Below are 24,319 nucleotides of genomic sequence, written 5' to 3'. Positions count from 1 at the left end.
ATCACCATGGCGAAAGGAGCCTAAAGTGCTCGACTTCAATTTCCGGCCATCCGCGGATTGGCCGGGGGCGCGGTGGATCGGCACCGTCAAACTTTCACAGCTTGACCATCGGAAGGATGAAAACATGAGCAACCAGAATGCGTCTGCGGTAGGACGGCTTGCGGCGGCGTCCCTTTTGGGCGTAGCCCGAGTCAAGAACCGTTGTTCCAGGGTGCGCAGGACTTCCTGGCGTGGCGTCAGGTCGGGAGGTGATCGCACGGCTGGCCTGCGTCCACGCGCGTCGCGGAATCCGCGGCTCGGTGCACTCCTGGCAGCACTGCTGACAGCGCTGCTGCTTGCGCTGAGTGCTGTTGTCGTGCCGGTTGCAGCGTCGGCTGCTACGGGCGATGTTGGGGTCCAGGGTCCGTCGCATTCGGGGACGGGGACGCCGACAGGTACGAAGCGGGCCATCAGTGCGTTGTGGTTCAACGACGGGGTCTGGTGGGGGAACCTGTGGGACAACGCCAGCTCGGATTTTCACATCTTCCGGTTCAATACAGCAACGAGTTCATGGGTCAATACGGGTGTGGCGACGGAAACGCGGGCGAACACTCATCATGACGTGATGTGGGACGGGACGACGTTGTATGTGGCGAGCTACCGGTTCGTCAACGACGGTCTGCCGGCTGAGCCGAACTACCCGTCGACGCTTCGGCGGTACAAGTACGACTCAGGCACGAAGAAGTACACGCTGCTGACTTCCACGAAGATCAACAACTCCCGCGTTGAGGTGCTGACCATCGACAAGGACTCGACGGGTCGGGTGTGGGCGACGTGGCAGCAGGGTAACCGGATCTACCTTAACGTCACCGGCACGGATGGCTTCACGTGGGAATCGTCTGCAGGGTTCCCGCATCCTGCGTCGCTAAGCAACGTCTCTGTGGACGACACCTCGGCCCTGATCGCGTACAACGGACATATGGGTGTCATGTGGAGCCGGCAGGTCGGTGACTCCACCGACGGCATGTACTGGAGCTCCCACGTCAATGGAGAGTCAAAAACCACCTGGACCACTCCTGTCGCGGCGGTGAAGGGGCAGCGCAGCGCGGATGACCACATGAACTTGAAGTGGCTGGACTCCTCGGGCGGCCGGGTTTTCGCAGCCGTCAAGACCTCGAACACGTCGGCGTCTCTGCCCCTGATCCAGCTTCTATCGTTCAATGGTTCGACCTGGTCCGTGAACACGATCGCGACTGTGGCGGAGTGCCCCAACCGGGTGATCGTCCTGATTGATGAGAGTACGCAGAAACTGCGTACCTTCGCTACCTATCCGAAGCCGAGCGGCACGACGAACGCGGGTGCCTGCACTACCTCGGGGGGTGCGATCTACGAGAAGTCAACGCCGCTGAGCGATATCAAATTCACCACGACGAAGACCGCTCGCATCGTGGACGCCGACCAGTATGTCCATAACGTGACGTCGACGAAACAGAACCTCAACAGCACGGCGTGGGGTACGGCCAACAGCGGCCTGCTGGTGCTCGCCGACGTGAACGCCACCAGCCGGTACTGGCACTATTTCGAGCCGGGCGCAGGTGGTGGCGGTGGCGGTGACACGACGGCCCCTGAGACGACGATCACTTCGGGACCACCTGCAACAACGACGTCGACCAGCGCTTCCTTCGCATTCTCGAGTGAAGCCAATTCGACCTTCCAGTGCAGCCTGGATGGCGCAACTCGCGTGGCGTGCACCTCGCCGCAGACCTACACCGGGTTGTCGGCCGGGTCCCACACATTCAACGTTTGGGCCACCGACGCAGCCGGCAACACCGATGCGACACCGGCGACCCAGACCTGGACCGTCGGCTCCGGCGGAGGCACGACGGAGACCGTCACCCTCACGGCCACCGCTGACAGCTATGTGACGAGCGCGACGCCGGGGACGAATTTTGGCACGGGCACCATGTTGGGTGTGGATAACAGCCCGGTGGAGGTCACGTACTTGAGGTTCGACCTGGGGGCGTATGCGGGCAGGACGCTCGAGAAGGCGACATTGCAGCTGCGCAGCGCCGGGAGTGGGTCGACGGGTACGCAGAACGTCAAGGTCGCTGATAACGCGTGGAACGAGACCGGGATCACGTACAACAGTGGCCGTCCGGCGCTCGGCGCCAGCATCGGCAAGCTGGGCCCGACAGCGACCAACACCAACTACGACGTTCCGCTGACCCTCAGTGGTGTGCTCGGCCAACAGCTCTCTCTTGGGATGGACTCGAGCAGCAGCGACGGCCTGGACCTCAACTCCAGGGAGGCCGGCAGTGCGGCCGCGCCAAAGCTGGTGCTCACGCTGACGAAATAGGCGGACACCGTCGACACGGCCGACACCGTCCACACCATCCGATCGACACCACCCAGACAGGGGACGACCATGCAGACCCACACCAAGGTTCTGGTTGAGCACGAGCTTGCGTACACGGAGATCATCGTGCGTTTCCCAGTCGATCGGGTCCAGGTGAGGGACGCTGAGCAATGCCGCATTCACGGGCCAGCCTCGGTGGTTGCGTTATTATGTGGCGTTTTGTTGGTACAACTACGCGGCTATGGCGAGGGGTTTGCGTCGTGAGCGCTGAGCGGGGGACTGTTGTCATGGACGCCTCGATCGTCCGGCATTCGGCGTTGCGTAGTTCGCTTGGGCTGGTTGTGGCTAAGGCTGCCCAGACGGGTGCGGGTTTCGCGTTCTGGGTGGTGGCGGCGCGTGCGGCGTCTGATCGTGAGGTCGGGCTTACGATGGCGGCGGTTTCGGCGGTGATGATCTGTACGCAGCTCGCGGTGATGGGTGCCGGGTCGGCGGTTATTGTGGCGGTGGGGCGGGGGGAGCCGCCTGCGCGGGTGCTGGATGCGGCGTTTGCGATTGTGGGGGTGGCCGGGTCGGTGTTGGCCCTGGGTTATCTTGTGTTGCAGTCGGTGTTGATGCCGGATACGGCTTTGGTGTCGGTTCTTTTCTGGCTCACGTTCCTTGTCGCTGCTGTTACCGGGACTCTGGTGATCGTGTTGGATCAGGCGCTGGTGGCGTTGGGGCGCGGTGCCAGTGCGACTTCGAGGTATGCGTTGGGCGGTGGGGTTTCGCTCGGGGCTGCTGCGCTCGTGGCGTGGTGGTCGCGGGGGGTTTCTGCTGATGTGTTGATGGCTTGCTGGACTCTGGGGACGACTGTGGCGTGTGTGGTTGGTGCGGTCCAGTTGCGGCGTCTGGTGGGCTACCGGCCGCGGCCGTCTTTGCGCTCGGCGCGGGGTCGTCCGTTGCTGGCGGTGGGCCTTCCGTACCAGCTCCTCACGCTCACGGAGCGTGCCCCCGGGCTGGTGCTGCCGCTCCTGCTCGCGCATATGGTGGCGCCGGAGGCGGCTGCCTACTGGTATCCGGCGTGGATGATGGCCTGGGCGGCGTACTCGGCTCCGATGCTGATGGGTATTGTCCAGTTCTCCGAGGGGGTCCGCGAACCTGACCGGCTGGTCTCGACCACCTGGGCGAGTCTTCGTTGGTCGGTCGCCGTCGGGGGTCTGGCTGCGGCTGTCCTCGTCATCCTCGCTCATCCGTTGCTTGGTCTGATGGGGGAGCGGTATGCCGATTCGTCCGCCGGCGCTTTGCGGTGGTTGGCGGCCGGGCTGGTGCCGTATGCGGTGCTGCAGGCTTATAACGCCGTGTGCCGGGCCCGTGGTCGCTATGCGGAGGCGATCGTGGTTGGCGTGATGCTCGGAGTCGCCCTTTGCACCGCGGCGTTGTGGGCCGCCGAGAGGGGCGCCACCGCCATGGCCCTTGCGTGGTTGGTGGTGCTCTCCGTCGGGGCCGCGGGTGTCGGCCTCCGGCTGGTCGTTGTCCTTCGGCGCGTGCGGCAGGACGCGCGATGAGCGGCCGTCCTCCGGCGCGTCATGCAGGAGACGTGGCAGCAGAGGCGACGAGTGGCCGTCCTGCGGCGCGTCATGCAGGAGAGGCGGCAGGAGAGGCGATGACCGGCGCGCTGGATCCGGCCACCCGCACCGGGGGCCGCTGGAAGGCCCGTGAGGTGTGGTGCGCGCTGGCGGGCGCCGTGGCGTTGGCGCTTGCCGTGTGGGCCGCCTCCACGGTGGCCGTGCCGGTGAACAGCGACCTGGGGCTCGTCGCGGTGCTGCCCTACCCGTTCTGGGCGGGGGTTCTGCTTTTGAATGTCGCGTTCGTCGTGGCGCTGCGGGGCGATGCCGCGGGCCCGGCGCGGCGGGCGGTCATGATGTGGCTCGTCGTGGTGCTGGTGCTCGTGCTTTTCGGGACCGCAGCCTTCGTCGCGGACGTACCGCGCGGTGAGGTCGCGTTCCGTCATCTTGGTATCGCCGACGCCCTTTCGGGGACTCCGGGGATCGACCCGGACACTGATGCGTATTTCAACTGGCCGGGTTTCTTCGCCCTCCTGGCGACGGTGCTCGCGGCGACCGGCCTCGATCCGGTGGCCGTTGCCCTGTGGGCGCCGGTGCTCAACATGGGTTTGTGGCTCGTTGCCCTGGGCGTGCTGACGGGCTACCTGACGCGCGATCCGCGGCGGCGCTGGCTCGTGCTCTGGGTCTTCTGCCTCGGCAACTGGCAGGACCAGGACTACCTGTCTCCCCAGGCTTTCAGCTTCTTCCTGTATCTCGTCGTGGTCGCGCTGCTCCTTGGCCCGTTGGCCGCGCGGACCCCCGTTCTGCGGGGCCACCGACGCGTCGACCTGGCGGGGTGGTGGCGGGGGCGGTCGCCCGGTGACCGCGCGGATCTGATGGCGTGGTGGCGGGGGCGGTCGCCCGCGGAGCCCCGGCCGGGGTACCGGGTGGGTGCCCTCGTGGTGGCCCTGTTGCTCGTCGCGGTCATCTGCGCGAGCCATCAGTTGACGCCGTTTATGGTGCTCATCGCCATCACCGCTCTGACCCTGAGCGGACGTGTCTGGCCCAGCCGGCTGCCTCTGATCACCGCGGTCGTGCTGACGCTCTGGCTCGTCTACCCCGCGAGTGCCTATCTGATCGGGAACCCGCCGCTGGCGGAAGCAGGGCTGCAGGGCGCGACCGAGGCGAACGTCATCGACCGCCTGAGCGGGACCGCCGGGCACGTGCTCGTGGTCCAGATCCGGATTGTTCTCACTCTTGTGCTGTGGGCGCTTGCCGCGGCGGGGGCGGTGCGCGACTGGCGCAGAGGACGTCTGGACATCCGGGTGGTCCTCCTGGCTCTCACCCCGCTGCTGCTCTTTCCCGCGCAGTTGTACGGCGGGGAGATGCTCATCCGCGTCTCGCTGTTCGCGTTGCCTTTCATCGCCCTGCAGGCGTGTTCGGTCCTGCTTCCCACGAAGGGCAGCCCCCGCCGCCCCTCTGTCCGCGCCGCGGGGGCCCTGGCGCTCACCTGTTTCCTGCTGGCCGTGCTGACCGTAACGGGCCGGTTCGGGAACGCCCAGTTTGACGTCTTCACCGACGATGAGATCGCCGCCGTCGCCGCCGTGCAGCGTCTCGCGCCTCCGGGCTCGACGATTATCTCCGCTGCCCACCCGACGCCGTGGCGCAGCGAGGCCTACCTCGAACACCGGGCCCGGACGATCGATGACATGTGCCGGTCCGACCTGACGACCGCGACGTGCGGTCCGCTCGTTTACGACTACGCCCGACACAGCCCTGGCGGTGCCGTCGTGCTGCTCACGCGCTCCTCGGAGGCCAGTCTCGTGCTCCAGGGTGCCTCCAGCGCGCAAGGCTTCGATGAGCTGGAGGCGTGGCTCGGCGCGCAGGACGGCGTGGAGCTCGCGTTCAGCAACGCCGACGCACGCGTGTACCGGGTGGTGACGCCATGAGCGGCGGCGGCGTCACCCGGCCCACCCTGGCGCTCGGTCTCGCGGCCCTCGCGCTGTCGGTGGCGACGCTCATCGGGCTGCCGACACCGCTGCAGGCGGTCGCCGCGACAGCCGTCCTGGTCCTGCTCCCGGGGCAGGCCATGGCCCGCCTCACGCAGGTGACTGACCTCGCGCTCAGCGCACTGCTCGTCCTGGCGCTCGGCCTCGCCACGCTCACCGCGGTATCCACAGTGATGTTCTACCTCGTGGTGTGGTCCTGGCAGGCGTGCGTCATCACGATGGGCGCCATCACCATCCTCGCGTGCATCGCACGCGCACGGCAGGAGGCCACCCCATGATCGATCTCGCGGGACTGCTCGCGACTGCCGTCCTGCTCGTGACCCTCGTCGCGCTCGAGGTCCGACGCGCCGGAGCAGACACCGGGCAGCCCCCACGCCCCAGACTCCTGGGCCTAACGCTCAGCCCCAGGGTCGTCGCCGTGATGTGGACGATGTACCTGGTCCTCTTCCTCCCACGCGTCCTGGGACTGCTCGCATGAGCCGCCCGGCACGGTGGTGGCTCCTCAGCGACCTCCATCTGGGCATGACGGACCAGGACCCCCGGTGCCCCGGCGAAGTCCTGCCCGAATTCCTGCGCCGCGAGGTGCTCGCAGCCTCCGGTCCGCAGCAGCACGTCGTCTTCGTCGGTGACACGTTTGAGCTGGTCGGGTTCGCCGAAGACGAGAGCCTGGCTCGGCTCGAGTCCATCCTCGCCCGCCACGTCGACACGTTCCGGGCGCTGAAGGAGTGTGCGGAGCGCGGCGTGCAGCTGCACTTCGTGTGCGGCAACCACGATGTGGAGCTGGCCCGGCCCTCGGTGGCCGCCCGCCTGTCGGCGCTGCTGTCGCCCGCCGATCCCACGCGGGTCCGGGTGCACCCTTGGTTCCTGCACGTGCCCCACGTGCTGGTGGCTGAGCACGGGCACCAGCACCACGCGTTGCACCGGACGCCCGAGGTACTCCGCTCGGCGGTTAACGGCACCGACGATCTGGACCTACCGCCGCTCGCTGCCTGGAACGCTCATCCGTCGAGGTCGCGCCTGAGCCGTGCCGGGGCCGTTGCCCGGGCCTGCCTGGCGTCCGAGCGGGCGGAACGCCGCGTCCGCGAGCTCGAGTACGACGAGCTCTTGCAGAACGAGTCACTGCGGCTCGCGCTCAACGGGGTGGCCGTTCGGGACCTGGCGCGCCTGTCCAGGTTCCGGACGGTGTCGGCGGTCCCGGTCGCCGCGACTCGCATGGTGCTCGCGGCCGCCGGGCGAAGGGTCTCCGGCGAGGCGGCCCCTGCTGCAGCGGGCCGATTCGCACGTACCCTCGAGATGCACGGTTCAGGGGTGGCCTGGTACGTCTCGGGCCACACGCACCGGGCCCTCGAGTCGGCGCTCGAGGCGTCCCCTACCCGGTACGTCAACACCGGCACGTGGTGTTCGGACGTCCGCGGTCGCGGGCCTGACCAGTCAGATCGTCGGGCGTTCCCGTACGCCATGGTCGACGTCGCCCGCGACGGCACCACCAGCGGCGGGCTGCGGTACTGGCGTCCGGCCGTTGGCTGAGCCATACCGCTGTCAGCGCACCCGTGGTCAGGGTACCGGGCTGCCCGTCCGCAAACCGGCGCCACGACGCTACGAAGACGAGCACCCGGGGACCTGATCCACTCTGCGGGCGAACACGTCGATGACAGACCCCGCGTAGACGAGCCGGCGTTCGAGCTCCGCCGCGATGGACGAGCCGAGGCCTGCTTCGGGATCGTGTTCGCCCGCCCAACTCACGGACATCGCGCTCGAGCTCCGTGATCCGGTCCGAGTCCGCCGTCCTCGGTCCTGGTCGCAGGCCCTTCCAATGGCCATCCGCGTTGCGCGCTCACGCGGCTCGTTTGGGTACTTCCGTCGCGCTGGCCCGGGAATCATCCTGCCTGGTATTCGATGCCTCCATCAAGCCCGGTGCGATGCGCACCCCTGGCTCTGGCGGGGCACGAAATTCCCTACGTAGGACGCGAAGTAAAAGCGTAGGACGCGGTGTAAAAGCAAGTAATCACTACTGGTGTTTACCCGGCCGGCCTGCCATACGGTCGATATGGGCAGAGTCACTCGGCCGGGGGTTTCTAATCCCTGAAGGGGCACTGGATGGACTAGTCGCCGGGGCCGAGACACCATCCGACCGACACCACTCAGACAGGGGACGACCATGCAGACCAGGACCAGGACCAAGACCAAGGCCAAGACAAAGACACTGCACTTCGACATCCACGGCCGCGTCATGATTCGCGTCGACGCGGAGGCGCCGGCAGCGGCCCAGCTCCAGAGCATGTTGGCGTGTTTCGCCACCGACACCGAGCGGCCGGCTGACATCGTCGTCGACGACCGGCTCGAGCCGATGCCGGATGCGGGTCTGGTTGAGCACGAGCTCGCGTATACGGAGAACAGCGTGCGTTTCCAAGCCGACCGCGTCCAGGTCGTGAGGGACGCAGAGCAGTGGCGCATTCACGGGCCGGGCGAGCTGTTGACCTCCGTGGTCCCCGTTCTCGATGCCGCCATGGTCGGTCAGGGGGCTGGCATGATCCACGCGGCAACGATGGCGTACCGGGGTCACGCGATCGCGCTTCCCGCAGCCGGAGGGACCGGTAAGACGAGCACTGCCGCCAAGCTGATGCGGCGGGAGGGGTGGTCGTTCATGGGCGACGATTGGGCCTTCCTCGCCGAGGACGCCACCATGCTCGGCTACGCGAAGCCGATGTTCATCAAGCCGCACCACCGGGCCATCTACCCGCACCTGTTCGAAGGTGTCCGCAAGCCGCTGGTCCCCTCAGGGCTCTCGGAGACCGTCGGCCGTCTCACCACGGTGGTGCACCCGTACGTCATCCGTTATCCGCGCCTCGCGGACTTCTCCCGGCGCTGGTCGCCGGAGCACCGCATGGTCGATCCGGGGACCGCTTTCCCGGGGCGGGAAGTGACCACCTCGGCCCCGCTCGCGGCCGCCATCTACATCGAGCGCTTCGAGGGCTCCCGGTCTCGGATCGTCGAGCGGACGAGCGATTGGATGGTCGACCGCATGCTCGGCAACTTCCACATCGAGATGGCGGGCTTCTCGCAGCGGGTCGTGACCGGCCTGGCGGCCACGTCTGTCCTCCCGTGGCGCGAGCATTTCGCGGCGAAGGGAGTGGTGCTCAGCAAGGCGCTGGACGGACGTCCCTGCCACCTGCTGCAGGTGCCCTCCGCATACTCGGCGGACGAGGCATCGGACGACATCGTCCGGTATCTCGAGCAGCTGCTACCGTCGGTCCTTGACGAGCAGATCTGAGGGGGTGGACACAGTGGGTCACAGCCCTTCCGAGGTCACCGCGGTCGTTCCGGCCCGCAACGCGGAGGACCTGCTCCCGCGCTGTCTGGAGGCCCTGCGCCAGTCCGGTGTCGCTGAGATCATCGTGGTGGACGGATGCTCCACGGACCGCACCGTCGACCTGGCCCTCGCGGCCGGTGCCCGGGTCGTGAGTGACGAGGGCCGCGGCCTGCCATGGGCTCGAACGCTTGGTGTGCGGAGCAGCAACACCCGATGGGTCCTGCTCGTCGACGCCGACGTCGTGTTCGGGCCCGACGGGGTCGCCGACCTGCTTACGGAGTTGGTCGAGGGCGACTACGACGCCCTCCAGGCCGGTTTGGAGAGTGTCGCTGGACCGGGCTACTGGGGGCAGGCGCTGGCACATCACCATCGCACCGGACGCAGCCGCAACTGGTTCGGGCTCGTGGCAACGATCGTCGACCGGGAGCTGATGCTGGGCGTGGGTTTCGATGACTCGTTCAAGTCGGGGGAGGACATCGAGCTGCGTTGGCGGATGCGGAACTCCGGGCTGCGAACGGCGGTGTCACGCCGGGTCGTCGTCGAACATCGTTTCGCCGCAGACGACTTCGACTTCGCGCTGGATCAGTTCCTCATGGACGGAACGGGACTGGGTCGGATGGTCCGCAAGCACGGATGGCGCGGTGCGAGGTTGGCGCTATTGCCGGCCGCCGCGGCAGTCCGGGGCAGCGCCTTGAGCCTCGCCGGTGGCCAGCCTCGGTGGTTGCGTTATTATGTGGCGTTTTGTTGGTACAACTACGCGGCTATGGCGAGGGGTTTGCGTCGTGAGCGCTGAGCGGGGGACTGTTGTCATGGACGCCTCGATCGTCCGGCATTCGGCGTTGCGTAGTTCGCTTGGGCTGGTTGTGGCTAAGGCTGCCCAGACGGGTGCGGGTTTCGCGTTCTGGGTGGTGGCGGCGCGTGCGGCGTCTGATCGTGAGGTCGGGCTTACGATGGCGGCGGTTTCGGCGGTGATGATCTGTACGCAGCTCGCGGTGATGGGTGCCGGGTCGGCGGTTATTGTGGCGGTGGGGCGGGGGGAGCCGCCTGCGCGGGTGCTGGATGCGGCGTTTGCGATTGTGGGGGTGGCCGGGTCGGTGTTGGCCCTGGGTTATCTTGTGTTGCAGTCGGTGTTGATGCCGGATACGGCTTTGGTGTCGGTTCTTTTCTGGCTCACGTTCCTTGTCGCTGCTGTTACCGGGACTCTGGTGATCGTGTTGGATCAGGCGCTGGTGGCGTTGGGGCGCGGTGCCAGTGCGACTTCGAGGTATGCGTTGGGCGGTGGGGTTTCGCTCGGGGCTGCTGCGCTCGTGGCGTGGTGGTCGCGGGGGGTTTCTGCTGATGTGTTGATGGCTTGCTGGACTCTGGGGACGACTGTGGCGTGTGTGGTTGGTGCGGTCCAGTTGCGGCGTCTGGTGGGCTACCGGCCGCGGCCGTCTTTGCGCTCGGCGCGGGGTCGTCCGTTGCTGGCGGTGGGCCTTCCGTACCAGCTCCTCACGCTCACGGAGCGTGCCCCCGGGCTGGTGCTGCCGCTCCTGCTCGCGCATATGGTGGCGCCGGAGGCGGCTGCCTACTGGTATCCGGCGTGGATGATGGCCTGGGCGGCGTACTCGGCTCCGATGCTGATGGGTATTGTCCAGTTCTCCGAGGGGGTCCGCGAACCTGACCGGCTGGTCTCGACCACCTGGGCGAGTCTTCGTTGGTCGGTCGCCGTCGGGGGTCTGGCTGCGGCTGTCCTCGTCATCCTCGCTCATCCGTTGCTTGGTCTGATGGGGGAGCGGTATGCCGATTCGTCCGCCGGCGCTTTGCGGTGGTTGGCGGCCGGGCTGGTGCCGTATGCGGTGCTGCAGGCTTATAACGCCGTGTGCCGGGCCCGTGGTCGCTATGCGGAGGCGATCGTGGTTGGCGTGATGCTCGGAGTCGCCCTTTGCACCGCGGCGTTGTGGGCCGCCGAGAGGGGCGCCACCGCCATGGCCCTTGCGTGGTTGGTGGTGCTCTCCGTCGGGGCCGCGGGTGTCGGCCTCCGGCTGGTCGTTGTCCTTCGGCGCGTGCGGCAGGACGCGCGATGAGCGGCCGTCCTCCGGCGCGTCATGCAGGAGACGTGGCAGCAGAGGCGACGAGTGGCCGTCCTGCGGCGCGTCATGCAGGAGAGGCGGCAGGAGAGGCGATGACCGGCGCGCTGGATCCGGCCACCCGCACCGGGGGCCGCTGGAAGGCCCGTGAGGTGTGGTGCGCGCTGGCGGGCGCCGTGGCGTTGGCGCTTGCCGTGTGGGCCGCCTCCACGGTGGCCGTGCCGGTGAACAGCGACCTGGGGCTCGTCGCGGTGCTGCCCTACCCGTTCTGGGCGGGGGTTCTGCTTTTGAATGTCGCGTTCGTCGTGGCGCTGCGGGGCGATGCCGCGGGCCCGGCGCGGCGGGCGGTCATGATGTGGCTCGTCGTGGTGCTGGTGCTCGTGCTTTTCGGGACCGCAGCCTTCGTCGCGGACGTACCGCGCGGTGAGGTCGCGTTCCGTCATCTTGGTATCGCCGACGCCCTTTCGGGGACTCCGGGGATCGACCCGGACACTGATGCGTATTTCAACTGGCCGGGTTTCTTCGCCCTCCTGGCGACGGTGCTCGCGGCGACCGGCCTCGATCCGGTGGCCGTTGCCCTGTGGGCGCCGGTGCTCAACATGGGTTTGTGGCTCGTTGCCCTGGGCGTGCTGACGGGCTACCTGACGCGCGATCCGCGGCGGCGCTGGCTCGTGCTCTGGGTCTTCTGCCTCGGCAACTGGCAGGACCAGGACTACCTGTCTCCCCAGGCTTTCAGCTTCTTCCTGTATCTCGTCGTGGTCGCGCTGCTCCTTGGCCCGTTGGCCGCGCGGACCCCCGTTCTGCGGGGCCACCGACGCGTCGACCTGGCGGGGTGGTGGCGGGGGCGGTCGCCCGGTGACCGCGCGGATCTGATGGCGTGGTGGCGGGGGCGGTCGCCCGCGGAGCCCCGGCCGGGGTACCGGGTGGGTGCCCTCGTGGTGGCCCTGTTGCTCGTCGCGGTCATCTGCGCGAGCCATCAGTTGACGCCGTTTATGGTGCTCATCGCCATCACCGCTCTGACCCTGAGCGGACGTGTCTGGCCCAGCCGGCTGCCTCTGATCACCGCGGTCGTGCTGACGCTCTGGCTCGTCTACCCCGCGAGTGCCTATCTGATCGGGAACCCGCCGCTGGCGGAAGCAGGGCTGCAGGGCGCGACCGAGGCGAACGTCATCGACCGCCTGAGCGGGACCGCCGGGCACGTGCTCGTGGTCCAGATCCGGATTGTTCTCACTCTTGTGCTGTGGGCGCTTGCCGCGGCGGGGGCGGTGCGCGACTGGCGCAGAGGACGTCTGGACATCCGGGTGGTCCTCCTGGCTCTCACCCCGCTGCTGCTCTTTCCCGCGCAGTTGTACGGCGGGGAGATGCTCATCCGCGTCTCGCTGTTCGCGTTGCCTTTCATCGCCCTGCAGGCGTGTTCGGTCCTGCTTCCCACGAAGGGCAGCCCCCGCCGCCCCTCTGTCCGCGCCGCGGGGGCCCTGGCGCTCACCTGTTTCCTGCTGGCCGTGCTGACCGTAACGGGCCGGTTCGGGAACGCCCAGTTTGACGTCTTCACCGACGATGAGATCGCCGCCGTCGCCGCCGTGCAGCGTCTCGCGCCTCCGGGCTCGACGATTATCTCCGCTGCCCACCCGACGCCGTGGCGCAGCGAGGCCTACCTCGAACACCGGGCCCGGACGATCGATGACATGTGCCGGTCCGACCTGACGACCGCGACGTGCGGTCCGCTCGTTTACGACTACGCCCGACACAGCCCTGGCGGTGCCGTCGTGCTGCTCACGCGCTCCTCGGAGGCCAGTCTCGTGCTCCAGGGTGCCTCCAGCGCGCAAGGCTTCGATGAGCTGGAGGCGTGGCTCGGCGCGCAGGACGGCGTGGAGCTCGCGTTCAGCAACGCCGACGCACGCGTGTACCGGGTGGTGACGCCATGAGCGGCGGCGGCGTCACCCGGCCCACCCTGGCGCTCGGTCTCGCGGCCCTCGCGCTGTCGGTGGCGACGCTCATCGGGCTGCCGACACCGCTGCAGGCGGTCGCCGCGACAGCCGTCCTGGTCCTGCTCCCGGGGCAGGCCATGGCCCGCCTCACGCAGGTGACTGACCTCGCGCTCAGCGCACTGCTCGTCCTGGCGCTCGGCCTCGCCACGCTCACCGCGGTATCCACAGTGATGTTCTACCTCGTGGTGTGGTCCTGGCAGGCGTGCGTCATCACGATGGGCGCCATCACCATCCTCGCGTGCATCGCACGCGCACGGCAGGAGGCCACCCCATGATCGATCTCGCGGGACTGCTCGCGACTGCCGTCCTGCTCGTGACCCTCGTCGCGCTCGAGGTCCGACGCGCCGGAGCAGACACCGGGCAGCCCCCACGCCCCAGACTCCTGGGCCTAACGCTCAGCCCCAGGGTCGTCGCCGTGATGTGGACGATGTACCTGGTCCTCTTCCTCCCACGCGTCCTGGGACTGCTCGCATGAGCCGCCCGGCACGGTGGTGGCTCCCGAAGGTTTTCCGCTGGACGCGGCGGCGGAGCTCATCAACCAGGGCCGTTCCGAGTTGACGATGAGGAATGCGTCGACCACGGTGATGGCTTCAGGGAGTACGTTCCGGATGGCGTTGGTGTAGCCGCGGAACGGTTCCAGGTCGCAACTTTGATCCTTTAGGTGAAGCCTGCGCCTTGTTCCGTCAGCCGGTCGGCGTGGGTGCATCCCCGACCGGCCCTGGACCGGGACGGGCAGTCTGGCGTGCACGGCGCCATTCGCCTCGCGGGGCGGTCAATGATGCCGGTAACCATGCCGTAACCGGGAATACGGTGTATCTCGAGACATACGCATCGACGCCATGCGCACCGGGTTCGCCGGCCGGGTTGGCTGGGTGCAAGCGACGTTGGTCATCGACGTGTTCTCCCGACGCGTCGTCGCGTGGACAGTGGCCAGAAGCGTCCATACCGATCTGGCGCCGGACGCGCTGTAGATGGGCATCTGGGCCCGGACCAGCGACGGCGCAGACCTAACCGGCTTGTGCTGAATGGGGCGGTACGTCCCTTATACCCACCGTGATTGCCCGGCACGACAACCTGGCTGTCGTCGCCGCCGGGCATGGTCACGGTATCAACGTTTTGTGCCCGAATCGGCGTGAACCGACGAATTAGCCAGGGCCTCGAGACCCGCTGTCAGTCTGCATTCCGCCAGAAACGGGACGGAATTCCCACGTATAAGAGCCGTCAGCCTTGAGGCTCATCCGTAGGTGACCCCATGTGTCGCTAAACTTCCGCTGCACATAAGAGGGGTCGCTGGTGAACGCCCGGAGGCCGACGCCACCAGTGGACACCTGGAATTGTTGTATCCCGTCCGCAACGCACTGGTCCGCGTTGTTAATCGGGCAGGTCCGCTCGTAATTGTGCTGTGAGCCGGACAGCAACACACGTACCCGGTTCGCCCAGAACATGTCAATCCACGGCTTCGCCTGAGAGAAGCGGGTATGGCTCGACGTGTTGCTGGTGAAATACGGATCGTGGGAGATGACCGCCAGATGCTTTCCAGCGGCCTTCGCCGCTTTCAGGTTGGCATCCATCTCCGAGGTCATCGCCTGCGCCCGCGCAGCGTCATAACGCCATGTGGCCGAAGGCGCTACAAGAATGTGCCAGTTGCCCTTGTCGAATGAATACCATTCAAGGGCGTCTTGGTACCGTCCAAGATCGGAGCTCGTCGCACTCTTCACCGTGGACACACACTGCCCATCCATGTACCGGTCAACGTCATGCAGGCCCGGTTCAACATCATGATTCGGGCCAGCGGTCCAGTACGTCTTGGCCTTAGCCGGACCCCACAACTCGTTGAAAGCCCCGAGCGCGGAACAGGAGCCCTTGTCATACTGGAAATCGCCCAGTGCAAGGAAGTTGTCGAGCGAACCGTCGTTAAGGCCGGCGATGATGCTGGCTGCGTTCTTGCCACTGTTCGACGTGGCCGACGTGTTACCCGCAGGGTTCATATCTCCGGTGGCGGCGAACTCAAACGACTCACCGGATGCCTGCGGCGTGGGAGGGGGAGTAGCGACGCCTGCCGCATAGACTCGAACCCAGTCCACTCGCATCTCGGCAGCGCCGTTGGGAGTGCTGTCCGGGAACCAGTCCAGTTGTAGCGTCTGGTGCATCGGACCGGGGGGCTGGTGTGCGGGGTCGGTGTCCTCAAACCATTTCACCCCATCGATGTAGCCGACGATCCCATTCGGAGACCAGTCAAGGGCGTAGTTGTGGAACTGACTAACGTCCAGAGCTTTGGACGCGGACGTCTGGGAATTCGAACATGAATAGTGGTGGAAGAACTTGATTTCGTTCCAGTTGCCAGCCGTCTCCGCGTAGTCAACCTCGCCGTCACACGGCCAATTCCTGCTATCCGGCCACAGGAGCGCCACCATATGGTACTCATTGTCGCCCGAACCCGCTGCGCGGACCTCCCACCGGCCGTACTTCTGGTTTGCGAACTTCGCGCTCATTCCAGCGGTCGTTCCGTCCGGTGTTCCGGTCATGACCATTTTGGAACCGTCTATCGTGACCTGCTGGGGACTCCGAATGCCATTCCCCGCGTGCCCGACGCTGTCGTATACGGACCACTTCGCGGGGTCCGGTGCGCCGGTATAGTCGAACTCGTCGCCAGCGGTCGGCGTACCCCAGTTCAGATCCGTCGCGGCCGAGCCTGACGATGGCGTAGTAGGCGTCGGCGTGGCTGACGCTGAGGTGGTGGCCGGCGCCGCCGTCGTTTCCGTCGGTCGAGGTGAAGGGCCAGAGCAGCCAACCAGGAAGATTGCCGCCACCCCAAGGACGAACATCTGTTTTCGCATACGTCAGATGATAGGGGCTCCCGCGGCAAAGTCATATGGTCGAAGCAACGCCCTGATTGATGCAGCATTCATGGTCACGTCATTTCCTGCGAATACCCGCACCCAGTTCATTGACCTGGTCTGTGGCGTCGCTGCAGTCGGCGTGTCGGACGCGGACATGGGACCGGGAGGGCCTGGCGGGCCCGGTCTGGCCAGCTGATGACTGTGAACACGGGTGCCGTCGATTTACCTATGACCAGACTATGGCCCCGCCGAGGTCCAGGATTGCCGCGATGATCCGGGAGATGGGCAGGCTCCCGGACCACCTGCGCCGGTCCATCACGTGGGTCCGCGGCACGGAACTCGCCGGCTACGCCCACATCCAAACCGCGCTCGAGACCTCTGGTCCGGCCTGCAATACTTAGCCCCAGCACTTCAGACGGTCCGGCCGGGATAAATGGCCCGAATATCCCTCCGCGGGAATGCGGGCAAAACAAAACCCCGTCTTTACTGGCCAGCAGCCAGTGAAGACGGGGTTTTTGTTGGTGCACCCCCCGGGACTCGAACCCGGAACCCATTGATTAAGAGTCAATTGCTCTGCCAGTTGAGCTAGAGGTGCGTCTGTTGTTTTCGCTCCCCGCGGTCTTTTTGTTCCCGCGTTGTTCTCCGCAACGACATGAAACTCTACACGAGTTTGGGCGGCGTGTGAAATCGGCTCGGAGGGCGCCCCCGAAGCTACTCCGGCAGCTGCAAAACCAGCACAAAATCAGGGTTTTTGTTGTTGCTAAGCACCCACAGGCGGCCGTCCGGGGCCAGCGAGACATCTCGGATCCGCCCGAACACCCGTGTGAAATAGCCCACAGGATCACCGGCGAATTCGCCGTTCAGGGGAACCGCCCAGAGCCGCTGGCCGCGGAGCGCGCCCAGGTAGGCCGTGTCGCCGACGATCTCAATCCCGCTCGGAGAGGACTCCGACGTCGACGGCCACACCACCTTCGCGTCCAGCAAGCCGGCGCGGTGCGGGGCGCCCGTGACCTCCGGCCAGCCATAATTGCCTCCCGGCACGATCAGGTTGAGTTCGTCGTCGACGTCGGGGCCGAATTCACTCGCCCACAGCCGGCCGGCGCTGTCCCAGGCGAGTCCCTGGACGTTGCGGTGGCCAAGACTGTACACCGGGTTGCCGTCGAAGGGATTGCCCGGCGCGGGGCGCCCGTCCGCGGTGAGGCGCAGGATCTTGCCGCCCAGGGCGTTCGGGTCCTGGGGCTGGCCGCGGCGCTGCGAATCGCCGGTGCCGACGTAGAGGTTGCCGTCCGGCCCGAACCGGATCCGCCCGCCGTTATGCGTGGCGGCCTTGGGGATTCCGGTGAAGATGACCTCTGACGGTCCCAGCTCCAATTCTCCGGCACGCTCCTCGAGGCGCAGCCGCGCGATCCGGTTATCACCGGCGGAGGTGTAGTAGGCGTAGAGATACCGGTCCCTCGCGAAGTCCGGGGACAGTGCCAGCCCCAACAAGCCGCCTTCGCCGCCGGGCACGACGTCGGGCACCTTTCCGATGGTGCCGGCGGGTCCGCTTCTTGAGCCGGGCGCAATGCTCCGGAGCAGGGCGCTGTCGCGTTCGGAAATGACGGCGGTGCCATCGGGCAGGAAGACCGTGGACCACGGCAGCTGCAGTTCGGCGTCGATCTTCTCGGCGGCCGTCGGCTGGTCGACGCCCGGCAGCGTCCGGGCGCCGGCGGACCCCTCCGGGGCCGGGGACACGGGGCCGCCGGGCGGGGGAGCGGTGGCAGCGGGAGCGGGGCTGCCGCCCACGCCGGCCGGGGTGCAGCCGCTCAGCAGAAGTGCGGCGGCGACCGGAAAGCCCGCCCACCGCCCTGCTCCCGTCCCCATCATCGGTGCACCGGGATCCGTTCGCCGGTTCCCGGCAGCCCGTTCACCGGGCTACTGCCGCGACCGCCGCGGCGGCCGGAAACCCGCTGCCTCGGCGTGCGCCGCGGACAGGAACCAGACCTCGGCCCGGGTTTCCTCGAAAGCTGGGCTGGTCTCGTCGTAATAGACCATTGAGGAGGCGTTTCCCTTGACGGTGAACCCCTCGGGCCCGCTGCCATCAGGCGCCGGTGCCGCCGATCCCTCGCCATAGGGCTGGTCGACGGCGAGATGGCCGGCGGGTTCGGCGGCGTGGCCCACCGCCGTCTCGGACGCCGCCGAGGACATGGCTGCCTGCCGGGTCTCGGCCTGGGCAGGGCCGGGTTCAGCCGGTGCCTGCGCCGGCGCCCGCTCCTGCTCCTGCACCGGCGGCGGGACCTTCACGGAAGCCCCGCGTTCGGGTCTCGTGTCCACGCCAGCCTCCGCCTCAGTCTCCGCGGCGGCGGATTCGGCGCCGGGGAGGGTGGCGGCGTGGGGCTCGGTGTATTCAGGGTGGTGCACAGGGACGTTCGCTGTTGCCGCGGTGGCTTCCGTGACGTGGGCACCGGGGCCGGCGCCTTGGACAGGCTCGTGGTGGCCAGCCGCCGGGTGAACGGCGGCATGCTGTTCTGCCGGCGGGGTCTCGGACCACTGGGTTTCCCATTCAGCGCTTTGTGTCGGCGACGTTCCGGCCGGGGACACTTCACCGGCGGGTGCGTGCGCAGCGCCGGCGCCCGACGCCGCCACAGTGCCCGGCTCGGCGGTGCTCGCATCCTCAGCGCCCGGCTCGGCGGCACTGGCTGCCGTAGCGCCCGGCTCGGCGGCACTGGCTGCCGTAGCCGCCGCCCGTCGCTTCGCGTGCGCCTCGGCGGCCGCTGCATCTTCGGCGGTCGCGCTGGCATCGGGTTCGGGTTCCGCTCCGGCCTCGGGTTCGGCCTGGTTGAAACCGGCCGCCGACGCGGAAGCGGCAGACCCGCCGCCGGAAAGGGCGCCGCGGTGGGAGGCGTCGTGGTCGACGTCGTGCAGGTGGGGAGGGGTGGAATCGTGGGTGGCGGCGGTCCCGCTTTTCGCGGAGCTTGAGCTGCTGCGGGAGCTGTTGCGGTTAAGCAGCCACCAGACGATGGCGACAATCGCCACGATGACGACGAGCCAGATAATCCAATCCATAGCAGAGCCTTTCTGTCCATGAGGCAAGGTGCCGTCGCTTGACGGTACGTCCGCCCGAAGGGGGCTGTCCAGCCTCCAAGTCGCCGCACTGTAGCCTCATTTCATGGATTTCAAGAGACTGCGTATTCTCCGCGAGCTTGCCGACCGCGGCACGGTCGGCGCCACGGCGGAGGCCATGAATGTAACGCCCTCAGCCGTCTCACAGCAGCTCAAGACCCTCCAGGAGGAGCTTGGGGTCGTCCTGGTGGAGAAGTCGGGCCGGGGGGTGCGACTCACCGAGGCCGGACTCGCGATGGCGGGGGCCGCTGCCGAGGTGTCCACCGCCATGGCCCGCGCGGAGGCCACCATCGACACCTACCGGCGCGGCTGGCAGACCCATGTCAAGGCCGCGTTCTTCCCGAGCGCCGCCGAGATGTTCCTCCCCGGACTCCTGCACCGCGTCAAATCCATCGACGGTCTCCGCTTCCGGGCTCATTTCGAGGACCCCAACGTGGCCGGGTTCGCGGGCCTGACGTCCGACTATGACATCGTGTTGGCACACAGCGTCGATGGACCCGACGTCTTTGCCCGGCTGGGGCTGACGGTCGTGCCGCTCCTCGACGAGCCGCTCGACGTCGCCGTCCCCGAGGGCCATGCGCTGGCGGGAAAGGCGACGTTGCGGGCCGAAGACGTCATCGGCTTCCCGTGGATGGGAGTCCCCGAGGGGTTCCCTTTCGACACGGTGCTCCGCCAGATCGAGGTGCAGGCCGACTCCCCGGCGGTCCGCGCCCAGACGTTCCCCGATCTGAGGGTCCTCGAGGCCCTGGTCAGCGCCGGGCACGGGCTCAGTCTGCTGCCGCGCTACACGGCCCTGAAAAACCAGGGCCGCGGCTTCGTGCTGCGCCCGCTGGCGGGGGTCAAGGCCAGCCGCAGCATCGTCGCGCTCGCGCGCCCCGACGTGGCGGCCCGGACTACCATCCAGCAGGTGCTCACCCTGCTCAAAGCCGAAGCGAAGTCGGTCGCCGAAGCACCGGAACTGCGTGACGCCGCTCACCTCAGTTGAGCCGTTTTCACAGCGATTGGTCCATCAGGTGAGACGGAAGTCCACTATTTGGTCGAAACATTCCCGGTTTTACGCTTAATGCTCCCTTCCGGGTCGTTGGGCCGCGCAACGGAGCCCTAGACTTTGAGCCATGAGTGAGGACACCCCAACAGCGACAGACACAAAACCGGACATCAAGCCCCGTAGCAGGGTCGTAACCGACGGAATCCACGCCGCGCCCGCGCGCGGGATGTTCCGGGCGGTCGGCATGGGTGACGACGACTTCGCCAAGCCGCAGATTGGCGTGGCCAGTTCCTGGAATGAAATCACTCCCTGCAACCTCTCCCTGAACCGGCTTGCCCAGGGCGCCAAGGAGGGCGTGCACGCCGGCGGCGGGTTCCCGATGCAGTTCGGCACCATCTCCGTCTCGGACGGCATCTCCATGGGGCACGAGGGCATGCACTTCTCGCTGGTGTCCCGCGAGGTCATCGCCGACTCCGTGGAAACCGTCATGCAGGCCGAGCGCATCGACGGCTCCGTGCTGCTGGCCGGCTGCGACAAGTCCCTGCCCGGCATGCTCATGGCCGCCGCCCGCCTTGACCTCGCCGCCGTCTTCCTCTACGCCGGCTCCATCATGCCCGGCTGGGTCAAACTGGAGGACGGCTCCGAAAAGGAAGTCACCCTCATCGACGCCTTCGAAGCCGTGGGCGCCTGTGCCGCCGGCAAGATGAGCCTCGAAGACCTGACGCGCATCGAAAAGGCGATCTGCCCGGGCGAAGGCGCCTGCGGCGGCATGTACACCGCCAACACCATGGCCTGCATTGGCGAAGCGCTGGGCATGTCCCTGCCCGGCTCGGCGGCTCCGCCCTCGGCCGACCGCCGCCGCGACGAGTTTGCCCGCAAGTCCGGTGAGGCGGTGGTCAACCTCCTGCGCAAGGGCATCACCGCCCGCGACATCATGACCAAGAAAGCGTTCGAAAATGCGATCGCCGTGACCATGGCCTTCGGCGGCTCCACCAACGCCGTGCTGCACCTGCTCGCCATCGCCCGCGAGGCCGAGGTGGAGCTGACCCTGGATGACTTCAACCGCATCGGCGACAGGATCCCGCACCTGGGGGACCTGAAGCCGTTCGGGCGCTACGTCATGACCGACGTCGACAAGATCGGCGGCGTCCCCGTGATCATGCGGGCGCTGCTCGACGCCGGCCTGCTGCACGGTGACTGCCTCACCGTCACGGGCAAGACCGTCGCGGAGAACCTCGCGGCGATCAACCCGCCGGACCTGGACGGCAAGATCCTCCGCGCCATGGACAACCCGATCCATAAGACCGGCGGCATCACCATCCTGCACGGCACGATGGCTCCCGAGGGGGCCGTGGTGAAGAGCGCCGGCTTCGACGCCGACGTCTTCGAGGGCACCGCCCGCGTCTTCGAACGCGAGCAGGGTGCCCTGGACGCGCTCGACAAGGGCCGGATCAAGGCCGGCGACGTCGTCGTCATCCGCTACGAGGGCCCCAAGGGCGGGCCGGGCATGCGCGAAATGCTTGCCATCACCGGTGCCATCAAGGGTGCGGGCCTGGGCAAGGACGTGCTGCTGCTGACCGACGGCCGCTTCTCCGGCGGCACGACGGGCCTGTGCATCGGCCACGTTGCCCCGGAAGCCGTCGACGGCGGCCCCATCGCCTTCGTCCGGGACGGCGACCGAATCCGGGTGGACATCGCCGCCCGCAGCTTCGACCTCCTGGTCGACGAGGCGGAGCTCGACTCCCGGAAGGTCGGCTGGGAGCCGCTCCCGGCCAAGTTCACCAAGGGTGTGCTGGCCAAGTACGCCAAGCTCGTGCACAGCGCCTCCACGGGCGCATACTGCGGGTAGCGGCGGCTGAACTGCTGAACCCAGCTGGCTCGCACGTGTGGCCGTTATGAGCGGTCATAATGGTGACTAGCTGCGGGCCAGTTGGGCAGGCGTTCAGTCTGTGGACAACGAAGTCCAAATAGTGAGACAGAGCGCAGGCTCGTTGACACACGTCTCACGAAGAGGGAAAACTGAACGCATGATCGTATTCGTTACCGCCGGCGCCACTGCAGGTGGCTCCGTCGTCCTTGCCAAGCGCGTGGCTCCATAGCCTCCACTGGCAAAGAACCGTCACGCGCAAACCCCTCGAAGAGCCGCCAGGCTGAGGGGTTTTTTTATTTCCGCACCACCGGTACACCAGCATCACGCTGTACCAGCAGAACCCGATCACCGAAGATCCAACCGAAGATCCACAAAGGAAGAGTCCGATGAGCAAAGGATCGCCGATCAGCCCCTCGCTGATGGCCACTAAGTCCGCTGGAGCCCACAAGGCTTCGGAACGCGTCGAGCGTCCGGCTGACGCCGGCCTCGACACTGCTGCCGTCTCTCCTGTCCTTGGACCGAACAACGTCGTACCCCCGACGGTGATGACCGGTTCACAAGCAATTGTCCGCTCGCTCGAAGAACTCGGCGTGGACGATATTTTTGGTTTGCCCGGTGGCGCGATCCTGCCCACCTACGACCCCTTGATGGCTTCCCGAATGAACCACATTCTGGTCCGTCACGAACAGGGAGCCGGCCACGCCGCGCAAGGCTACGCCATGGTCACCGGACGGGTGGGCGTCTGCATCGCCACCTCGGGTCCGGGTGCCACCAACCTCGTCACCGCCATCATGGATGCCCATATGGACTCCGTGCCGATGGTGGCCATCACCGGCCAGGTCGCCAGTGGAGTCATCGGCACCGATGCCTTCCAGGAAGCGGACATTGTCGGCATCACCATGCCGATCACTAAGCACTCCTTCCTGGTGACCGACCCCAACGACATTCCGCACGTTATGGCCGAGGCCTTCCACCTGGCCTCGACCGGCCGCCCGGGTCCCGTCCTGGTCGACGTCGCCAAGGACGCCCAGCAGGGTCAGATGACCTTCTCCTGGCCGCCGAAGATCGACCTGCCCGGCTACCACCCGGTGCTCCGCGGCCACAACAAGCAGGTCCGCGAGGCCGCCCGGCTCATCGCGGCAGCCAGTAAGCCCGTGCTCTATGTGGGCGGCGGCGTCGTCAAGGCGCACGCCTCGGCGGAACTGCTGGAGCTCGCTGAACTCTCCGGTGCCCCCGTGGTCACCACTCTGATGGCCCGCGGCGTCTTCCCGGACTCACACCCGCAGCATGTCGGGATGCCGGGCATGCACGGCACGGTCTCCGCCGTGACCGCCCTGCAGCAGTCGGACCTGCTGATCACTCTCGGTGCCCGCTTCGATGACCGGGTGACGGGAGTTCTGAAGACCTTCGCCCCGAACGCCAAGGTCATCCACGCGGACATCGACCCGGCCGAGATCTCCAAGAACCGCACCGCCGACGTTCCGATCGTGGGCTCGGTCAAGGAGATCATCCCCGAACTCAGCGAGGCCCTGCGCGCCGTGTTCGCCGTCTCCGGCACCCCGGACTACACCAACTGGTGGACCTTCCTGAACAACCTCAAGGAGACCTACCCGCTGGGCTGGACCGAACCCGACGACGGCCTCAGCGCCCCGCAGCGCGTGATCGAACGCATCGGTGCCCTCACCGGCCCCGAAGGCGTCTATGTCGCCGGCGTGGGACAGCACCAGATGTGGGCCTCACAGTTCATCAAGTACGAACGCCCGCACGCCTGGCTGAACTCCGGCGGGGCCGGCACCATGGGCTACGCCGTACCGGCCGCCATGGGCGCCAAAGTGGGCAACCCGGACCGCGTGGTCTGGGCCATCGACGGCGACGGCTGCTTCCAGATGACCAACCAGGAACTGGCGACGTGCGCGATCAACAAGATCCCGATCAAGGTTGCCATCATCAACAACTCCTCGCTGGGAATGGTGCGGCAGTGGCAGACCCTGTTCTACGAGGGCCGCTACTCCAACACCGACCTCAACACCGGCCACGACACCGTCCGGATCCCGGACTTCGTCAAGCTGGCGGACGCCTACGGCTGCGCCTCGTTCCGCTGCGACCGCGACGAGGACATCGACGCCACCATCCAGAAGGCCCTGGAGATCAATGACCGCCCCGTGGTCATCGACTTCGTCGTGAGCCCCAACTCCATGGTGTGGCCGATGGTCCCCTCCGGAGTCAGCAACGACCAGATCCAGGTTGCCCGCAACATGACCCCGGAATGGGAAGAGGAGGACTGA

19 protein-coding genes and 1 tRNA gene are annotated in these 24,319 nt (G+C 67.1%); 16 read left to right on the top strand and 4 right to left on the bottom strand.

Translation table 11 applies throughout. The features are described 5' to 3' along the window. The first annotated feature begins 25 nt into the window (after positions 1–25). The 12 genes from QK291_RS07435 (at position 26) to QK291_RS07380 (ending at position 13,709) form a co-directional block, all read left to right on the top strand. Positions 26–2,335, top strand: coding sequence for a hypothetical protein (locus QK291_RS07435; RefSeq protein ID WP_282380480.1), 2,310 nt, complete (start codon positions 26–28; stop codon positions 2,333–2,335). A gap of 287 nt (positions 2,336–2,622) precedes the next feature. Beyond that, positions 2,623–3,879 carry a polysaccharide biosynthesis protein gene (locus QK291_RS07430; protein ID WP_282380472.1) on the top strand — a complete coding sequence of 419 codons (1,257 nt, stop codon included), beginning with the start codon at positions 2,623–2,625 and terminating at the stop codon, positions 3,877–3,879. A gap of 179 nt (positions 3,880–4,058) precedes the next feature. Continuing rightward, on the top strand, positions 4,059–5,807 hold the full coding sequence (locus QK291_RS07425; RefSeq protein WP_282380470.1) for a glycosyltransferase: 1,749 nt from the start codon (positions 4,059–4,061) through the stop codon (positions 5,805–5,807). Next, positions 5,804–6,145: a hypothetical protein gene (locus QK291_RS07420; protein ID WP_282380468.1), complete on the top strand. Its 342-nt coding sequence runs from the start codon at positions 5,804–5,806 to the stop codon at positions 6,143–6,145. Before QK291_RS07425 ends, QK291_RS07420 begins: the two co-directional genes overlap by 4 nt. After that, positions 6,142–6,345 (top strand): hypothetical protein, encoded by a 204-nt coding sequence (locus QK291_RS07415; RefSeq protein ID WP_282380466.1) that lies wholly within the window; start codon positions 6,142–6,144, stop codon positions 6,343–6,345. The genes QK291_RS07420 and QK291_RS07415 overlap by 4 nt, the downstream gene beginning before the upstream one ends. Next, positions 6,342–7,394 carry a hypothetical protein gene (locus QK291_RS07410; protein ID WP_282380478.1) on the top strand — a complete coding sequence of 351 codons (1,053 nt, stop codon included), beginning with the start codon at positions 6,342–6,344 and terminating at the stop codon, positions 7,392–7,394. The genes QK291_RS07415 and QK291_RS07410 overlap by 4 nt, the downstream gene beginning before the upstream one ends. Positions 7,395–8,025: 631 nt before the next feature. Then, positions 8,026–9,138: a hypothetical protein gene (locus tag QK291_RS07405; protein WP_282380476.1), complete on the top strand. Its 1,113-nt coding sequence runs from the start codon at positions 8,026–8,028 to the stop codon at positions 9,136–9,138. Then, positions 9,122–9,970 (top strand): glycosyltransferase, encoded by an 849-nt coding sequence (locus QK291_RS07400; protein ID WP_282380474.1) that lies wholly within the window; start codon positions 9,122–9,124, stop codon positions 9,968–9,970. Before QK291_RS07405 ends, QK291_RS07400 begins: the two co-directional genes overlap by 17 nt. Before the next feature lie 16 nt (positions 9,971–9,986). Next, positions 9,987–11,243 carry a polysaccharide biosynthesis protein gene (locus QK291_RS07395; RefSeq protein WP_282380472.1) on the top strand — a complete coding sequence of 419 codons (1,257 nt, stop codon included), beginning with the start codon at positions 9,987–9,989 and terminating at the stop codon, positions 11,241–11,243. Between the two features lie 179 nt (positions 11,244–11,422). Beyond that, positions 11,423–13,171, top strand: a complete 1,749-nt coding sequence (locus QK291_RS07390) for a glycosyltransferase (RefSeq protein ID WP_282380470.1) — start codon at positions 11,423–11,425, stop codon at positions 13,169–13,171. Beyond that, positions 13,168–13,509, top strand: a complete 342-nt coding sequence (locus tag QK291_RS07385; RefSeq protein WP_282380468.1) for a hypothetical protein — start codon at positions 13,168–13,170, stop codon at positions 13,507–13,509. Before QK291_RS07390 ends, QK291_RS07385 begins: the two co-directional genes overlap by 4 nt. Further along, positions 13,506–13,709, top strand: a complete 204-nt coding sequence (locus QK291_RS07380; RefSeq protein WP_282380466.1) for a hypothetical protein — start codon at positions 13,506–13,508, stop codon at positions 13,707–13,709. Before QK291_RS07385 ends, QK291_RS07380 begins: the two co-directional genes overlap by 4 nt. 670 nt (positions 13,710–14,379) lie before the next feature. Here the strand turns inward: QK291_RS07380 and QK291_RS07375 are convergent. After that, positions 14,380–16,071: a family 16 glycosylhydrolase gene (locus QK291_RS07375; RefSeq protein ID WP_282380464.1), complete on the bottom strand. Its 1,692-nt coding sequence runs from the start codon at positions 16,069–16,071 to the stop codon at positions 14,380–14,382. Positions 16,072–16,313: 242 nt separating this feature from the next. Here QK291_RS07375 and QK291_RS07370 point away from each other — a divergent pair, with 242 nt between their 5' ends. Continuing rightward, on the top strand, positions 16,314–16,475 hold the full coding sequence (locus QK291_RS07370) for a hypothetical protein (RefSeq protein WP_282380462.1): 162 nt from the start codon (positions 16,314–16,316) through the stop codon (positions 16,473–16,475). 118 nt (positions 16,476–16,593) lie between these two features. Here the strand turns inward: QK291_RS07370 and QK291_RS07365 are convergent. The 3 genes from QK291_RS07365 to QK291_RS07355 all read right to left on the bottom strand — a co-directional run bounded on the left by QK291_RS07365 (position 16,594) and on the right by QK291_RS07355 (position 19,119). Beyond that, positions 16,594–16,669 (bottom strand) — tRNA-Lys (locus QK291_RS07365). A gap of 116 nt (positions 16,670–16,785) precedes the next feature. Continuing rightward, positions 16,786–17,940 (bottom strand): PQQ-dependent sugar dehydrogenase, encoded by a 1,155-nt coding sequence (locus tag QK291_RS07360; protein ID WP_282380460.1) that lies wholly within the window; start codon positions 17,938–17,940, stop codon positions 16,786–16,788. 48 nt (positions 17,941–17,988) lie between these two features. Then, complete coding sequence (locus QK291_RS07355; RefSeq protein ID WP_282380458.1) at positions 17,989–19,119, bottom strand: hypothetical protein; 1,131 nt, start codon at positions 19,117–19,119, stop codon at positions 17,989–17,991. Between the two features lie 103 nt (positions 19,120–19,222). On the opposite strand from QK291_RS07355, the gene QK291_RS07350 reads away from it, so the two are divergent. The 3 genes from QK291_RS07350 (at position 19,223) to QK291_RS07340 (ending at position 24,319) form a co-directional block, all read left to right on the top strand. Beyond that, complete coding sequence (locus QK291_RS07350) at positions 19,223–20,161, top strand: LysR family transcriptional regulator (protein ID WP_282380456.1); 939 nt, start codon at positions 19,223–19,225, stop codon at positions 20,159–20,161. A 130-nt stretch (positions 20,162–20,291) separates the two neighbouring features. Continuing rightward, positions 20,292–22,013 (top strand): dihydroxy-acid dehydratase, encoded by a 1,722-nt coding sequence (gene ilvD / locus QK291_RS07345; RefSeq protein ID WP_282380454.1) that lies wholly within the window; start codon positions 20,292–20,294, stop codon positions 22,011–22,013. A 407-nt stretch (positions 22,014–22,420) separates the two neighbouring features. Beyond that, positions 22,421–24,319, top strand: a complete 1,899-nt coding sequence (locus QK291_RS07340) for an acetolactate synthase large subunit (RefSeq protein ID WP_282380453.1) — start codon at positions 22,421–22,423, stop codon at positions 24,317–24,319.

Source organism: Arthrobacter sp. AL12 (assembly GCF_029960645.1).
Classification (GTDB): Bacteria; Actinomycetota; Actinomycetes; order Actinomycetales; family Micrococcaceae; genus Arthrobacter.
This window is presented reverse-complemented; position numbering and strand designations above follow the sequence as displayed.

What these genes read in the sequence shown, in the direction of transcription:
- QK291_RS07405 (WP_282380476.1), top strand. Translation starts at nt 8,026, where the DNA reads ATGCAGACCAGGACCAGGACCAAGACCAAGGCCAAGACAAAGACACTG.
- QK291_RS07410 (WP_282380478.1), top strand. Translation starts at nt 6,342, where the DNA reads ATGAGCCGCCCGGCACGGTGGTGGCTCCTCAGCGACCTCCATCTGGGC.
- QK291_RS07360 (WP_282380460.1), bottom strand. Translation starts at nt 17,940, where the DNA reads ATGATGGGGACGGGAGCAGGGCGGTGGGCGGGCTTTCCGGTCGCCGCC.
- QK291_RS07385 (WP_282380468.1), top strand. Translation starts at nt 13,168, where the DNA reads ATGAGCGGCGGCGGCGTCACCCGGCCCACCCTGGCGCTCGGTCTCGCG.
- QK291_RS07350 (WP_282380456.1), top strand. Translation starts at nt 19,223, where the DNA reads ATGGATTTCAAGAGACTGCGTATTCTCCGCGAGCTTGCCGACCGCGGC.
- QK291_RS07415 (WP_282380466.1), top strand. Translation starts at nt 6,142, where the DNA reads ATGATCGATCTCGCGGGACTGCTCGCGACTGCCGTCCTGCTCGTGACC.
- QK291_RS07420 (WP_282380468.1), top strand. Translation starts at nt 5,804, where the DNA reads ATGAGCGGCGGCGGCGTCACCCGGCCCACCCTGGCGCTCGGTCTCGCG.
- ilvD (WP_282380454.1), top strand. Translation starts at nt 20,292, where the DNA reads ATGAGTGAGGACACCCCAACAGCGACAGACACAAAACCGGACATCAAG.
- QK291_RS07375 (WP_282380464.1), bottom strand. Translation starts at nt 16,071, where the DNA reads ATGCGAAAACAGATGTTCGTCCTTGGGGTGGCGGCAATCTTCCTGGTT.
- QK291_RS07370 (WP_282380462.1), top strand. Translation starts at nt 16,314, where the DNA reads ATGGCCCCGCCGAGGTCCAGGATTGCCGCGATGATCCGGGAGATGGGC.
- QK291_RS07340 (WP_282380453.1), top strand. Translation starts at nt 22,421, where the DNA reads ATGAGCAAAGGATCGCCGATCAGCCCCTCGCTGATGGCCACTAAGTCC.
- QK291_RS07380 (WP_282380466.1), top strand. Translation starts at nt 13,506, where the DNA reads ATGATCGATCTCGCGGGACTGCTCGCGACTGCCGTCCTGCTCGTGACC.
- QK291_RS07355 (WP_282380458.1), bottom strand. Translation starts at nt 19,119, where the DNA reads ATGGATTGGATTATCTGGCTCGTCGTCATCGTGGCGATTGTCGCCATC.
- QK291_RS07395 (WP_282380472.1), top strand. Translation starts at nt 9,987, where the DNA reads ATGGACGCCTCGATCGTCCGGCATTCGGCGTTGCGTAGTTCGCTTGGG.
- QK291_RS07430 (WP_282380472.1), top strand. Translation starts at nt 2,623, where the DNA reads ATGGACGCCTCGATCGTCCGGCATTCGGCGTTGCGTAGTTCGCTTGGG.